The organism is Subtercola sp. Z020, assembly GCF_002931235.1.
Classification (GTDB): Bacteria; Actinomycetota; Actinomycetes; order Actinomycetales; family Microbacteriaceae; genus Subtercola.
Window position 1 is genome coordinate 18,096 of sequence record NZ_PSTT01000042.1, and the last position, 14,339, is coordinate 32,434.

The following is a 14,339-nucleotide window of genomic DNA, read 5'->3' on the forward strand; positions in this document are numbered from 1 at the left end:
GCTAGGGCCGCCAGGGCTCGGCGGGCCCGTCGCCGCGCTTGCGGAGGTACCGCTCGAACTCCTGGGCGATGGCCTCGCCGCTCGCCTCGGGCGAGTCGACCGTGTCGCGCGCCTGTTCGAGCTGCTGGATGTAGGCGGCCATCTCCTCGTCGTCGCCCGCGAGGGTGTTGATGCCCGCCTCCCACGCCGCCGCCTCTTCGTCGAGCTCCCCGCGCGGGATGACGATGCCGATCAGCTCCTCGAGCCGGTCGATCAGCGCCAGCGTCGCCTTCGGTGACGGCGCGTTGTGCACATAGTGCGGCACGGAGGCCCAGAGCGACACCGTCGGAATGCCGAGTCGCTCCGCCGAGTCGGCGATCACGCTGAGGATGCCGACGGGGCCCTCGTACGTGCTCTTCTCGAGCTCGAGTTCGGCGCGAACGGCATCGTTCTCGCTCGACGAGAAGACGCTGATCGGCCGGGTGTGCGGCACGTCGGCGAGCATCGCGCCGAGGAACACGATTCCCGAGACGCCCGCGTCGACGGCCACGTTCAGCACTTCGCTCGTGAACCGCTTCCAGTTGCGGCTCGGCTCGGTGCCGATCAGCACGTGGATCGTCGACTCCGACCCCTCGGCCGGCGCGGAGATGGTCGCGTTCGGCCACACCATGGTGCGCTGCCCGTCGTCGTCTGACTCGATGGTCGGCCGGTTGAACTGGTAGTCGAAGAAGTCTTCGGAGTCGATGTCGACGATCTCGGTGAGATCGAGCTGCTCCTGCAGCAGGCGCACGGCACCCGACGCGGCTTCACCGGCGTCGTTCCACCCCTCGAAGGCGACGACCATCAGTCTGCCGGTCAGGAATTCTCTGCTGTCTGCCACCGTGGAAAAGCCTCGTGCCTTCGTTTCGCGCGCGGGTGAGCCCGCGCGAGTCGTTCCTCAAGGATAGGCCGTCGGGCACAGGCCGAGGCGTTCGCCCACGGTAGGCTTCGATCCCGTGACCGAACAGAAACCCGCTGCCGTTCTCTGGGACATGGATGGCACGCTCGTCGACACCGAGCCCTACTGGATGACCGCCCAGACCGCCCTCATCGAGTCGTACGGCGGCAGCTGGACGCACGAGGAGGCGCTCGATCTCGTCGGCTCCGGCCTCTGGCGAACAGCTCGCGCCATGCAGGCGAAGGGCGTCGAGATGGGCGAAGACGCGATCGTCACGCTGCTCAGCGAGCAGGTGATGGAACAGATCACCGTGGCCGTGCCGTGGCGCCCGGGCGCGAAAGAGCTGCTCAGCGATCTGCGCCAGTCCGGCATCCCGACTGCCCTCGTCACGATGTCGATCGGTGTCATGGCCGAGCACGTGCGGTCGTTCATTCCCTTCGACGGCTTCGACCTCGTGATCTCGGGCGACGACGTCACCCACCCCAAGCCGCACCCCGAGGCCTACCTCGCCGCCGCCGCGCACTTCGGCGCCGCGCCCGCCGACTGCGTCGCCATCGAGGACTCCGTCGCCGGCACCGCCTCCGCCGTCGCCGCGGGCGTGGTGACGATCGGTGTGCCCCACTACCTCTCCCTCGACGGAAGCGGCGCCACGGTGCTCTGGCCGACCCTCGAGGGCCGGCGCACCGCCGATGTCGTTCGCGTTCTCACAGAATCCAGGACCCCCGCCTCATGACCACGACCTACAGCGGCCCGTTCCGCGCCGGCGACCGCGTTCAGCTGACCGGGCCGAAGGGCCGCATGAACAGCATCAGCCTCGAGCCCGGCGCCGTGTTCCACACCCACAAGGGCTGGATCGAGCACGACAACCTGATCGGCCTGCCCGACGGCTCGGTCGTGCAGAACTCGATCGGCATCGAATACCTGGCCCTCAGGCCGCTGCTGACCGACTTCGTGATGGCCATGCCCCGCGGCGCCGCGATCATCTACCCGAAGGATGCGGCCCAGATCCTCGCGCAGGCCGACATCTTCCCGGGGGCGACCGTCGTCGAAGCCGGCGTCGGTTCCGGTGCCCTCTCGCTCTGGTTGCTGCGCGCCCTCGGCGGGGACGGCCGGCTCTCCTCCTTCGAACGGCGCGACGAGTTTGCCGATGTGGCGCGGGCGAACGTGGCCGCGTTCACCGGCGCCGTTCCGACGAACTGGAGCGTGACAGTCGGCGACCTGACGGATGCTCTGCAGAGCGTTCACGACGACGCGACGGTCGACCGCGTCATCCTCGACATGCTCGCGCCCTGGGAGTGTATCGAGGCCGTGGCCGCCGCACTGAAGCCGGGCGGAGTGGTGCTCTGCTACGTCGCGACCGTCACCCAGCTCTCCCGGGTGACCGAGACCATCCGTTCGACCGGACTCTTCACGAACCCCGACCCGAGCGAGACGATGGTGCGCACCTGGCACGTCGAGGGCCTGGCCGTCAGGCCCGATCACCGGATGATCGGGCACACCGGCTTTCTCGTCACCGCCCGGCGGCTCGCCCCCGGTTCCGTGCTGCCCGAGCTGAAGCGCCGCGCCTCAAAATCGGAGTACTCCGACGACGACGTCGAGGCGTGGACCCCCGGGGCCCTCGGCGAACGCGGGATCAGCCCGAAGAGCCTCCGCAAACGGGTGCGGCAGGCCAGCGCCTCGGCGAACGCCGCGCTCGCCCGCGAAGCTGAAGATGCGGCAGAAACCGAACCGTTAGACTGAGGCGGCTCCCGTTCGTGGGCCGTTCCAACTGTGAAATGAGGATCCGTGCGTAAGTCCGTCGCGCTCATCGTGGCCGCAGGCCTGCTCGTCGCCCTGGCCGGGTGCAGCTCGTCGGGTGGCGACACCGCTTCCGGATGCACGCCCCAGGCGACCTCGGGAGCAGCCTCCGAACTCGTGTCGGCCACCGGTGACTTCGAGACGGCGCCGAAGGTCTCGTTCGGCACGCCGCTCGATGCGGGCAGCTCCACGCAGGTCTCGGTTCTCATTCCCGGCAGCGGCAAGACCCTTCCGGCGAACGGGATCGTGTCGGGCGACTACACCCTCATCGACGGCACGACGGGCACCACCGTCACCGCGACCGCCTACGACGGAACCACCAGCTCGACCTTCCCCATCTCGTCTGCGGGCATCCCGGGCATCCAGAAGGGCCTCGCCTGCGCGACGGTCGGCTCCCGCGTCGCCATCACGATGCCCCCGGCCGACGGCTTCGGTGCCACGGGCAACGCCAACGCCGGCGTCGGCGCGACGGACTCCCTGGTGATGGTCTTCGACATCAAGGATGCGTTCGGCGTTCGCGCCGACGGCGCCACCCAGCCCGCGAAGGCCGGCTTCCCGAGCGTCGCGCTCGGCCCCGACGGGCGTCCGGGCATCACGGTCCCCTCGGGCCCGGTGCCCACCGACCTGATGGTGACCGACCTCAAGAAGGGCGACGGCGTGGCCGTGGCCGACGGCGACCAGGTGATCGTGCAGTACACCGCTGTCGTCTGGGCCGACAAGTCCGTCGCCGCCTCCACCTGGACCGACGGAACCCCCAAGCTGGTGCAGGCCTCGTCGACGGCCGATCTGAAGACGACCATCGTTCCCTCCCTTGTGGGCGAGACCATCGGCTCCCAGTACATCGCCGTCGTTCCGCCCTCCGCGGGATACGGTGACACGGCGTCGAGCGACGGGACCATCCCGGCGGGCTCCACGCTCATCTACGTGGTCGACGTTCTGGGCATCCTTCCTGCCGCTCCCGCGCAGTAGTGCCGCACCCGCTCCGTCGTCGAGAGCGCCTAAAATAGCCCCTGATGACTGAGACCAGGGGCCCGGCGCCCGTACCTGTCGAAGAACGGCTGTTCAGCCTGGTTCTCGCGCTCCTGGCGACCGAGGCGGGCCTGACGAAGAACGAGATCCTCTCCACCGTGCAGGGGTACCGGCAGCGCTACGTCTTCGGCGGCGACAACTCCACCCTCGAGCGGCAGTTCGAACGCGACAAAGACGACATCCGCGAGCTCGGGGTGCCGCTCGAGACGATCGAACCCCTCGACGAGTCGGGGAACAACCACAATCTGCGCTACCGCATCCCCAAGGGCGCCTACGACCTCCCCGCCGACATCTCGTTCTCGCCGGAGGAGATCGCCCTGCTGAACCTGGCGGCGATGGCCTGGCGGGAGGGGTCGCTCTCGCGGGAGTCCCGCCACGCGCTGCTGAAGCTGCGGTCTCTCGGCGTCGAGTCGACGGAGCCGGTGCTCGGGTACGCCCCGCGCATCCGCACCCGGGAGGCGGCGTTCGATCCGCTGACCGACGCGCTCGGTCGCCGCGTGCTGGTGCGCTTCCCGTACCTCAAGCCGGGTGACCTCTCGCCCCGCGAACGCACGGTCGCGCCCCTGGCACTGGTGCAGCACGAGGGCCGCTGGCACATCCAGGGCATCGATCGCGATGTGGATGAGCCGCGCACCTTTCTGCTGTCGCGCATCGTGGGCGCGGTCGTGCGAACGAAGATCCCCTTCGAGAGCGACGACCGCGGTTCGGCAGAGGCCGCGCTCAGCCAGCTCGATGCGATCTGGGCCGCCAACACCGCGGTCGTGCGGGCGCGGGCAGATTCCGAGGCACAGACCCGGCTCGTCAACCGGCGGGGGAGCATCCGGAACCCGACGGGGGAGCTGACGCTGCACTTCACCGACCTGCACCTGCTGGCCGACGAGCTCGCGGGCTTCGGCCCCGAGGTGTTCGTCGTCTCGCCGCCCGAGCTGCGCGCCGCCGTGCGACGCCGGCTCGAACTCACGGCGGCGACCCACCAGCCGCCGGCCGCCCCGGCGCCCTCCGCGCCGGCTTTCTCCGGCCCTGCGGCGCCGACGGGGGGTGACCGTGCCGAAGAGACCGTCTGAGAGCACCGCGTTCGTGCACGCACAGGACAAGCTCGCCTTCCTCCTCGCGCTGGTGCCGTACCTGCTCGACCGCGACAGAGTGTCAGTGGCGGATGCCGCGCAGCACTTCCAGGTCGGCGAGGAGCAGGTGCGGGAGGCCGTGCGCCTCATCGCCGTGTCGGGCGTGCCGGGGGAGACGAGCCAGTACCAGCACGGCGACCTCTTCGACATCGCGTGGGACGACTTCGAGCAGAGCGACGAGATCCAGATCACCCACAAGGTGGCTCTGGATGACTCACCGCGCTTCTCGGCGCGTGAGGCCGCGGCCCTGATCGCTGGGCTGCAGTACCTGCAGGCCGTGCCCGAGACGCTCGACAGCGCTGTGCACTCGTCGCTGATGGCGAAGCTCGCCCGCGGCGCCTCCGAGGAGCCGAGCCAGGTCGCGGTCGCGCGGTCGGAGGCGAATGGGTCGCTGGCGGCCATCCGGTCGGCCGTCGCGGCAGGGCTCCGCATCGAGTTCGACTATGTGAGCTCGCGGGGCGACCGGGAGCACCGTGTGGTCGATCCGTTGCGCATCGACTCCAACAACGAGGACTGGTACCTGCGCGGCTGGGACCATTCCCGGCAGGGCATCCGCACCTTCCGGCTCGACCGGATGAGCGCCCCCACCGTCACCGACATAGCGAACCTCTACAGCCCCGGCGACCTGGCGCTCAGCGACACTCTCTTCGACGGTTCGGGGGAGACGCTCGGAGTGGTGCTGGAGGTGCATCCCGCCGCGGTGAGCCTGCTGGGGGAGTACCTCGCCGAAGGCGAGCCGCAGGTGAAGCGGGGCGCCCTGGTGCAGACCACGGTTCGGGTCGCGCACATCCACGGGTTGAAGAGGCTGATCGCGAGCCTGCCGGGCGTCGTGCGCGTCATCGATCCCCCCGAGGCGAGAGCCGCCGTGCACGACTGGGCGACCGAGGCCCTCGCGGCCTACGACGACGAAACGTCTGGCTAGACTCGCCTGAACGTCTGGCTAGACTCGTCGAATGACGTGGTGGAGCTGGATCATCATCTGGGCCGTGCTGGTACTGGCGATGCTCGGCATGTTCGCGTTCTTCGGGGTGCGGCTCTTTCGCAAGGCCGGGGCCGTGCTGAGCGAACTCGGTGACCTCGGGGCGAAGGTCTCGGCGCTGCAGGAGAACGTCGAAGGGCTCACGCCCGAGCAGAGCCCGAACGCCATTCTGCTCGGCTATGCCGAGATGCACCGGCGCCGAGATGCCCTGAAGCGACGCCGGGAAGATCAGAAGGAGCTTCGCAGGGAGAAACGCCTCGAACGGGGTAAACTCCTGATAACCGCCGATTACAGACAAAGGACGTGGCCCCATGCTCGGTAACCTTCAGGGTTGGCATCTCATTGTCATTCTCGCCATCGTGCTCCTCCTCTTCGGTGCTCCCAAGCTCCCGGGTCTGGCACGAAGCGTCGGTCAGTCCATGCGCATCTTCAAGAGCGAAGTCAAGACGATGAAGTCCGATGACCCCGCGAACCCCGAGGCCAAGCCGGCCGAGACCGCGTCGAACATCGCCGAGCCGACGACACTCGGCAAGCCGGCCGACGTGAACGTGGCACCCGTCACCACGGCCCACGTCTCGCCGACCGACCTCGGCTCTGACCAGAACACTGCCTCCAGGTAAAGTGGCCGCTCGCCCGAAGAAGAGTGCCAACCGCGACGGGCGAATGTCGCTGGGCGAGCACCTCGTAGAGTTTCGCAAGCGCATCTTCCGCGCGATCCTCGGCATTGCGATCGGGGCGGTGATCGGTTGGCTGCTGTCCGACCAGATCCTCCTCGCCCTGAGCGCGCCGGTGAGCGCCATCACCAGTTCGCAGGGTCGGGCGGCATCGCTGAACTTCACCGACGTCTCCCAGGCGTTTGACCTGCGCCTGCAGATCGCCATCACCGTCGGCGTGGTTCTCGCCTCCCCGGTCTGGCTCTACCAGATGTGGGCCTTCCTCGTTCCGGGGCTCACGCGTCGTGAGAAGCAGTACGCGGTCGGCTTCGTGCTGACCGCTGTTCCGCTGTTCCTCGCCGGCTGTGCGGCCGGGTGGTACGTGCTGCCGCACATGGTCTCGATCCTCACGGGCTTCGCCCCCCAAGACACGACCAACATCATCAGCGCCGGCACCTACTACTCGTTCGTGCTGAAGCTCGTCATCGCGATCGGCATCGCCTTCGTTCTGCCGGTGCTGCTCGTGCTGCTGAACTTTGCCGGCATCCTGAGCGCGAAGTCCATTCTGAAGTCGTGGCGCATCGCCATTCTGGTGATCGTTCTGTTCTGCGCGATCGCCACGCCGTCTGCCGATGTGTTCTCCATGTTCCTGCTCGCCATCCCGATGGTTGCGCTGTTCTACACAGCGGCGCTGATCTCGTTCATTCACGATCGACGCAAGGCGAAAGCGCAGGAGAAGTTCGACGCCGAACTGGTCGTGCCGTAATGACGCAGGCGCTCTCCCCGGCTGAGCGCTACGCGCTCAGCCGCAACAAGACGACGAATCCGGTCGTCGACGACTTTCGGCAGGGTCTGAAGTTCGACCTCGACCCCTTCCAGATCGCCGCCTGCAAGCTGCTCGAGGCCGGCAACAGCGTGCTCGTCGCTGCGCCGACCGGTGCCGGCAAGACGATCGTGGCCGAATTCGCCGTGTTCATGGCGATGCAGCAGAGATCGTCGAAGGTGTTCTACACCGCCCCGATCAAGGCGCTCAGCAACCAGAAGTTCCAGGAGTTCGTGGCCGAGTACGGCGCCGACCAGGTGGGGCTGCTGACCGGCGACACGAACATCAACCCCACGGCCCGCATCGTCGTCATGACGACGGAGGTGCTGAGGAACATGCTCTACGCCGAATCCGACTTGCTGGCGAACCTGGCCTTCGTCGTGATGGACGAGGTGCACTACCTCGCCGACAGGTTCAGAGGGGCGGTGTGGGAAGAGGTGATCATCCACCTGCCCACCTCGGTTCGCCTCGTCTCCCTGAGCGCGACGGTCTCGAACGCCGAGGAGTTCGGCGACTGGCTGCAGGCCGTGCGGGGCGACACGGAGGTGATCGTCTCTGAGGAGCGACCCGTTCCGCTCGACCAGCACATGCTCGTGCGCCACAAACTGCTCGACCTCTTCGACGGCACCGGCCAGGCCACGACGAGCCGGGTCAATCCGGAGCTGATGCGCATCGCGCGTTCGACCGGTGCGCCTCAGTCGAGGAACGGCAACCGCTCGGGCGGCAACGACCGCCGTGGCCGCAACTCGTCGAAGTACCGGCCCAATCACACGCAGGCACCGCGCATGGACCGCGCGGAGATGACCGACCTGCTCGACGAGCACAACCTGCTCCCCGCGATCTTCTTCATTTTCAGCCGGGTGGGGTGCGACCAGGCCGTGAAGCAGGTGCTGCGCGCCGGAGTGCGCCTCACGACCACCGAGGAGCGAGAGGAGATCCGGCACATCGTCGACGAACGGTGCCGCACCCTGCTCGACGAAGACCTCGCGGTACTCGGCTACTGGGAGTGGCTCGAAGGTCTCGAACGCGGGGTCGCCGCACACCATGCCGGGCTGCTCCCCGCCTTCAAGGAGGTCGTTGAGGAGCTGTTCCAGAAGAAGCTCGTTCGCGTCGTGTTCGCCACAGAGACGCTCGCGCTCGGCATCAACATGCCGGCTCGCACCGTGGTGCTCGAGAGTCTCGAGAAGTTCAACGGCGAGGCGCGCGTGCCGATCACGCCGGGGGAGTACACCCAGCTCACCGGCCGCGCCGGGCGCCGTGGCATCGACGTCGAGGGCCACTCCGTCATCCAGTGGCGTGACGGCATCGACCCGCAGGCCGTCGCGTCCCTCGCGTCGCGACGCAGCTATCCGCTGAACTCCAGCTTCCGCCCGACCTACAACATGGCCGTGAACCTCATCGACCAGTTCGGTCGGGCGCGCACCCGGGAGTCGCTCGAACTGTCCTTCGCGCAGTTCCAGGCGGACCGCGCCGTGGTCGACCTCGCCCGCAAGGTGCGATCGCAGGAGGAGACGCTCGAGGGCTACGAGAAGGCGATGACCTGCCACCTCGGCGACTTCCCCGAGTATGCGGCCCTCCGCCGCGAACTCAGCGATGTCGAGCGCTCGGGTGCGGGCCGCGCCGACACCCAGACGCGGGCCGAGCGCGACAGCCGCCAGAAGAAGATCTCCGAGTTGCGACGACGCATGAAGGCGCACCCGGTGCACAACTGCCCCGACCGCGAGCACCACGCGAGATGGGCCGAGCGCTGGTACCGGCTGAAGCGCGAGACCGACCAGCTCGTGCAGCAGATCAACACCCGCACGGGAGCCATCGCGAAGGTGTTCGACCGCATCACCGAGGTTCTGATGCAGCTCGAGTACCTGAAGGCAGACGCGAGCGGCGAACTGACGCTCACCGACACCGGCAAGACGCTGAAGCGCATCTACGGTGAGCGCGACCTGCTCGTGGCCGAGTGCATCCGGCACGGCGTCTGGGCGAATCTCGACCCGGCCGGGCTCGCCGCGATGGCGTGCTCACTCGTCTACGAACCCCGTCGCGACGAGAGCGAGCTGCCGGAGCGTTTCCTCCCCCGGGGAGCCTTCCGAGGGGCGCTGGAGAAGACGCAGCAGATCTGGGAAGACCTCCAGCAGCTCGAAGCCCGTCATCGTCTGCCCGGCTCGGCGCCGATCTCGGTGGGGCTCGCCAAGCCGATGAACGAGTGGGCGCGCGGCGCCAGTCTCGACACGGTGCTCTTCGACGCCGACCTCGCCGCCGGCGACTTCGTGCGCTGGACCAAGCAGACGATCGACCTGCTCGACCAGCTGCAGAACCAGTACGACCCGAAGGTGGCGAGCACAGCCCGCGCCGCCCTCGACCTCGTCAAGCGCGGCATCGTCGCGTACTCGTCGGTGGCGTGAGGCGCCGGCGATGACATCCATCCTGTCGAAGGGCGCGACACCGCCACCGGGGAGCGCCGACGACACGGAGCTCCGGATGCCCGGCCGCACCCTGCTGCTCGCCCCCGCCCGCTTCCCGTTCGCTTCACGGAGGAGCGCAGCGGTCACCGCGCCTCTACTACCGCTCTGGCTGGCGTGCCTCCTCGCGCTCGGCGGCGGCCTCAGCATGATGACCGGCTTTCCGAGTGCGGATGTCTGGCCGCTGACCCTCGTGGGTGTCGCCGCCATCCTCGTCAGCCTCATCGGCCAGCGCTGGAACCGGGCCCTGCTCGTCGGCGCCGTCGCCGGCCTGGCCTTCTGGTGCGCACACATCTCGTGGCTGACGCTCTACCTCGGCCCGATTCCGTGGCTGGCCCTCGCCGTCGTCGAGGGGGCCTTCTTCGCATTCGGCGCCGTCGCGATCGCCGTGGTCTACCGGTATGCCGGGATGATCTGGCCGACACGTCTCGGTCGTCTCGTCGTGCTGCCCGTCGTCGTCGCCGGGCTCTGGACGGCTCGCGAAGCCATCACTGCCGTCGCACCGGAGGGCGGCTTCTCGTGGGGGCGCGTCGCCTTCTCGCAGTCGACCAGCCCGTTCGCCCACCTCGTGGCATTCGTCGGCATCTCCGGCCTCAGCTTTCTGCTGGTGTGGCTCGTCGCGTTCGCTGTGCAGCTGTGCCGCGAGACCAGCCTGGGCGCGCTCACCCGGGGTACGCTCGCCGTCGGTGCCGCGGCGCTGCTGCTGGTCGTTCCGGCCTGGTCGGCTCCAACGAACGGAACGACCCGCATCGCCGCGGTGCAGGGCAACACGAAGTCGGGACTGCTCGACCGGGTCGTGGCCGGCGACAACCTCAACGCGCACATCACCGAGACGCTGAAGCTCGAGGGCGATCCCGTCGACATGGTGGTGTGGCCGGAGAACGCCTCGGACATCGACCCCGAAGCCTCCGCCGCGTCGGCCGCCGATCTCGACTTCATCAGCGGCATCATGAAGGCGCCTCTCGTGGTGGGCACGGTCGCCGAACGCAATGGCAAGTACTACAACACGTCGTTGCTGTGGCAGAACGGCGGGGTCGCCGACTACTACGACAAGCGGCATCCGGTGCCGTTCGCCGAGTACATGCCCGCCCGGCCCTTCTTTCGCGCACTGGTGCCCGACCTCGTCGATCTGGTGACGCGCGACTACCAAGTGGGAACGACCGACACGGTCATGGACGTCAACGGCGTCAGGGCCGGCATCTCGATCTGCTTCGACATCACCGACGACAGTGCCGTGCGGTCGATGGTCGACGATGGGGCGCAGGTCATTCTGGCGCAGACGAACAACGCCGACTTCGGGCAGACCGACGAGAACCTGCAACAGCTGGCCATCGCGAGGCTGCGGGCGATCGAGACGGGCCGCAGTGTGGTGAACATCTCGACGGTCGGCCACAGCGCGATCATCGCCCCCGACGGGTCGACGATCGACGCGATCGCGCCCTACGCACCGGGCGCCATGGTCGACGATGTGCCGCTGTCGACCACGATCACGCCGGCGAGCCTGGCCGGCCGCGGCATCGAGTGGCTGGTCTCCGGCCTCGGCCTGGCCGGGCTCGCGCTCGCCCTCGTCGCGGCCGCCCGGGCCCGCCGCCGCGCCACAGGCACCCCTCGCCGCCCCCGCCCCTAGGGGGAGGGGCGCCGGGGGTGGGTTAACGACGAACGCGCCCGGCCGGGGGCCGAGCGCGGGGGTCGTGTGGTGGTGCCGGTCAGGCGCCGATCTTCTGCTGGCCGCGGCGGGCCCTCAGGTAGTCGAGACGCTCCTGCAGCAGTTCTTCGAGCTCGGCGCGGCTGCGGCGCTCGAGCAGCATGTCCCAGTGGCTGCGGGGCACCTTCGCTTCGGCGCGGTCGAGAACGACCGGCTCAGAACCGACCATCAGAACTGCCTCGTTGCTGCAGAACTTGCATTCCCAGGTCTCGGGCGCTTCGGCCTCAGCCGAGAACACCATCTCGGTCTCTTTGCCGCATGTGCTGCAGAGATAGGTGTGTGTGATGCGCGGAGAGAAAACGACTCCCTCTTCACTCTGGAGGCTTTGGCCTCCGAGTCTCATTCCGCGCAAGCTGCGATCTGCCATTGTGTGGTTTCCTCCCGCTTCGCTTACCTAGGTATAAACCCCCCGACTGGGAGGTTCATTCGCGCCTGTGTCTATTCCCAGAACACTCCCAGATATACGGGATGGCTGCTCGGGGTTGACAGGAGTTCGTTGTCAGAGGGCCTTCGGATTGCCCGTCACGCTCGGCGACAGTGCGATATCGACGCGGTCCGTGATGATGCCCTCCACACCGAGGGCGAGCAGTTCGCGCATCCGCTCGGGATCGTTGACCGTCCAGATGTGCACCTCCACACCGGCCGAGTGGATGATCGACAGCACCCGCGGCGCGGTCACCCGCATTCGAAGCGCCGTCTCGGGCGCCTGAACGGCGTCGACGTTCCGCAGCAACCACCGCGCGGCAGGGCCGAGCCGCAGCGTCGCGGCGACGAGGGCCAGCAGCAACGTGCGGGCCGACGCCGAGGTGGCTGGGCGGAGCCCCCCGGCAGACCCGGCGGCGACCGCATTCACCGTGGCGGTGCGACGGCGGTCGGAGAACGAGGTGACCAACACGCGGTCGGCCGCCGAGGCGGCGAGGATCGCGCCGGCGGCGGGCAGGGCAGCAGCCTGCGACTTCACATCGATGTTGAAGCGGGTGTGCGGGAAGGCTCTCAGGGTCTCGAGCAGCGACGGGAAGCCGACGCCCTCCCCGAGGTCGAGAGCGCCGAGCGAGGCGGCCGAGTACTGCTCGACGGCCCCGTCGACACCCAGCAGGCGCTTCAGGTCGGGGTCGTGTGCCACCATCGCGATGCCGTCGCTCGAGCAGTGCACATCGCACTCCACGTAGGTGGCGCCCCGGTCGACGGCGGCACGGAAGGCGGGGAGGGTGTTCTCGATGTGCTCGGTCGCGAGCCCGCGGTGGGCGAGCAGGCGGGGGAGCGGGGGCGAGAAGTAGCCCGCCGCCCGCTGCCCGTCACGCGTCGGAGCTCGGCGCATCCGGCGACGTCGCCACGGGGGGTGCCGTCGGAACCGACGGCGCCTCGGCGGCAGACGGTGTCGCCGCAGAAGACGGCGCCTGCACACTCGGCGCACCGGCCGTAGCCGGAGCAGGGGAGACGCCGGCAGCAGCACCCGCGCCGGCACCCGCGCCACGGTCGCCGAACGCCTGGCCGATGCCCTTGAGGGCCTCGGTCAGCTCGCTCGGGATGACCCAGAGCTTGTTCGCGCTGCCCTCGGCGAGCTTCGGCAGCGTCTGCAGGTACTGGTAGGCCAGCAGCAGCTGGTCGGGCTTGCCCCGGTGGATCGCCTCGAACACCGTGGTGATGGCCTGGGCCTCACCCTCGGCCCGCAGCACCGCGGCCTTCGCGTCACCCTCTGCAGAGAGGATGGCCGACTGGCGGTGACCCTCCGCAGACAGGATGGCGGACTGCTTGGTGCCCTCTGCGGTGAGGATGACGGCGCGACGCTCACGCTCGGCACGCATCTGCTTCTCCATCGAATCCTGGATCGAGATGGGCGGGTCGATCGCCTTCAGTTCGACGCGGCCGACGCGGATGCCCCATTTGCCGGTCGCTTCGTCGAGCACGATTCGCAGCTTGCTGTTGATCTCGTCGCGGGAGGTCAGCGCCTCTTCGAGGTTCAGCCCACCGACCACGTTGCGGAGGGTGGTCGTGGCCAGCTGCTCGACCGCGCCGAGGTAGTTCGCGATCTCGTAGGTCGCCGCCCGGGCGTCGGTCACCTGGAAGAACACCACCGTGTCGATGGAGACGACGAGGTTGTCTTCGGTGATCACCGGCTGTGGCGGGAACGACACGACCTGCTCACGCAGGTCGATCAGCGGTCGCAGCCTGTCGATGAACGGCACGAGCAGGTTCAGGCCCGGCAGGAGCGTCTTGTGGTACTTGCCGAGCCGTTCGACCACGCCGGCGCTGGCCTGCGGGATGATGCGGATCGCCTTCGCCAGCGTGACGAGCACGAAGATGACGATGATCACCACCACGACGAGCGCGATGGCCGAGCCTACGGTGAAGTCGTTCACAGGTTCACTTTCTCTTCGGGAGCGACAAGTGCCGTCGCCCCATCGATGGCCTTCACGAACACGAGCTGGCCCGGCTGCAGGCGCTGGTCGGCTGCCGACGGGAAGACCCGCGCGGTCCACGTGTCGCCGTTGGCGAGCTTCACGCTGCCGGAGTTCGTCGTGACGGCAGCCAGCACCTGCCCCTCAATTCCGAGGAGGGCGTCGATGTTCGAGGGGGTGGTGTCGCCGCCGCGCCCCAGCCGTTTCAGCAGCGGGGGCCGCAGGGTGAAGATGAGCAGCAGCGCGAGCACCGCCGCGATCACCACCTGCAGCAGGAAGGGCGCGCCGGCCAGGTCGGAGACGAGGGCACCGACGCTGCCGACCGCGAGCATGAGGAAGATCAGATCGAGCGTCAGGGTCTCGATCACCAGGAAGACGAGAATGAGCGCGAGCCAAATCACCCACGCATACGAAGCCAGGAAGTCGGCCATGCGGTGCTCCTTTGCAGTTGTTCCCCT

Annotated in this window: 15 protein-coding genes; 10 read left to right on the forward strand and 5 right to left on the reverse strand. The window is 68.4% G+C overall.

All coding sequences use genetic code 11. From position 1 onward, the window contains the following. Position 1: 1 nt before the first annotated feature. Entirely contained in the window at positions 2-859 is an 858-nt protein-coding gene (locus C5B96_RS05590; RefSeq protein ID WP_233189020.1) for a PAC2 family protein, read from the reverse strand. Between the two features lie 115 nt (positions 860-974). Here C5B96_RS05590 and C5B96_RS05595 point away from each other — a divergent pair, with 115 nt between their 5' ends. From C5B96_RS05595 to lnt, 10 genes are read left to right on the forward strand one after another with little or no spacing between them, the layout of a single operon-like run. Beyond that, a complete protein-coding gene (locus C5B96_RS05595) occupies positions 975-1,649 on the forward strand; it encodes an HAD family phosphatase (RefSeq protein WP_199176559.1) in 675 nt (224 codons plus the stop codon). Next, a complete protein-coding gene (locus C5B96_RS05600; RefSeq protein ID WP_104243776.1) occupies positions 1,646-2,656 on the forward strand; it encodes a tRNA (adenine-N1)-methyltransferase in 1,011 nt (336 codons plus the stop codon). The genes C5B96_RS05595 and C5B96_RS05600 overlap by 4 nt, the downstream gene beginning before the upstream one ends. 45 nt (positions 2,657-2,701) lie before the next feature. Continuing rightward, the gene (locus tag C5B96_RS05605) at positions 2,702-3,682 is read left to right on the forward strand and encodes an FKBP-type peptidyl-prolyl cis-trans isomerase (protein WP_104243778.1); all 981 of its coding nucleotides are present in this window, start codon (positions 2,702-2,704) and stop codon (positions 3,680-3,682) included. Between the two features lie 44 nt (positions 3,683-3,726). After that, positions 3,727-4,806 (forward strand): YafY family protein, encoded by a 1,080-nt coding sequence (locus C5B96_RS05610; protein ID WP_104243780.1) that lies wholly within the window; start codon positions 3,727-3,729, stop codon positions 4,804-4,806. Then, positions 4,787-5,788, forward strand: coding sequence for a YafY family protein (locus C5B96_RS05615; RefSeq protein WP_233189021.1), 1,002 nt, complete (start codon positions 4,787-4,789; stop codon positions 5,786-5,788). The genes C5B96_RS05610 and C5B96_RS05615 overlap by 20 nt, the downstream gene beginning before the upstream one ends. 31 nt (positions 5,789-5,819) lie before the next feature. Then, positions 5,820-6,167 (forward strand): hypothetical protein, encoded by a 348-nt coding sequence (locus C5B96_RS05620; RefSeq protein ID WP_104243782.1) that lies wholly within the window; start codon positions 5,820-5,822, stop codon positions 6,165-6,167. Further along, entirely contained in the window at positions 6,157-6,465 is a 309-nt protein-coding gene (gene tatA, locus C5B96_RS05625; RefSeq protein WP_104243784.1) for a Sec-independent protein translocase subunit TatA, read from the forward strand. Before C5B96_RS05620 ends, tatA begins: the two co-directional genes overlap by 11 nt. 1 nt (position 6,466) lies before the next feature. Then, complete coding sequence (gene tatC, locus C5B96_RS05630) at positions 6,467-7,264, forward strand: twin-arginine translocase subunit TatC (RefSeq protein ID WP_369826445.1); 798 nt, start codon at positions 6,467-6,469, stop codon at positions 7,262-7,264. Continuing rightward, a complete protein-coding gene (locus tag C5B96_RS05635) occupies positions 7,264-9,720 on the forward strand; it encodes an RNA helicase (protein WP_104243788.1) in 2,457 nt (818 codons plus the stop codon). The genes tatC and C5B96_RS05635 overlap by 1 nt, the downstream gene beginning before the upstream one ends. A 10-nt stretch (positions 9,721-9,730) precedes the next feature. Next, positions 9,731-11,404, forward strand: coding sequence for an apolipoprotein N-acyltransferase (gene lnt, locus C5B96_RS05640; RefSeq protein WP_233189022.1), 1,674 nt, complete (start codon positions 9,731-9,733; stop codon positions 11,402-11,404). 79 nt (positions 11,405-11,483) lie between these two features. Here lnt and C5B96_RS05645 read toward each other — a convergent pair whose 3' ends face one another. The 4 genes from C5B96_RS05645 to C5B96_RS05660 all read right to left on the reverse strand — a co-directional run bounded on the left by C5B96_RS05645 (position 11,484) and on the right by C5B96_RS05660 (position 14,312). Continuing rightward, positions 11,484-11,849 carry an RNA polymerase-binding protein RbpA gene (locus C5B96_RS05645; protein WP_104243790.1) on the reverse strand — a complete coding sequence of 122 codons (366 nt, stop codon included), beginning with the start codon at positions 11,847-11,849 and terminating at the stop codon, positions 11,484-11,486. Between the two features lie 132 nt (positions 11,850-11,981). Beyond that, a complete protein-coding gene (locus tag C5B96_RS05650; RefSeq protein ID WP_104243792.1) occupies positions 11,982-12,800 on the reverse strand; it encodes a glycerophosphodiester phosphodiesterase family protein in 819 nt (272 codons plus the stop codon). After that, positions 12,778-13,842 carry an SPFH domain-containing protein gene (locus tag C5B96_RS05655; protein ID WP_104243795.1) on the reverse strand — a complete coding sequence of 355 codons (1,065 nt, stop codon included), beginning with the start codon at positions 13,840-13,842 and terminating at the stop codon, positions 12,778-12,780. The genes C5B96_RS05650 and C5B96_RS05655 overlap by 23 nt, the downstream gene beginning before the upstream one ends. Beyond that, positions 13,839-14,312 carry an NfeD family protein gene (locus C5B96_RS05660; protein ID WP_104243797.1) on the reverse strand — a complete coding sequence of 158 codons (474 nt, stop codon included), beginning with the start codon at positions 14,310-14,312 and terminating at the stop codon, positions 13,839-13,841. The genes C5B96_RS05655 and C5B96_RS05660 overlap by 4 nt, the downstream gene beginning before the upstream one ends. Positions 14,313-14,339 lie beyond the last annotated feature (27 nt).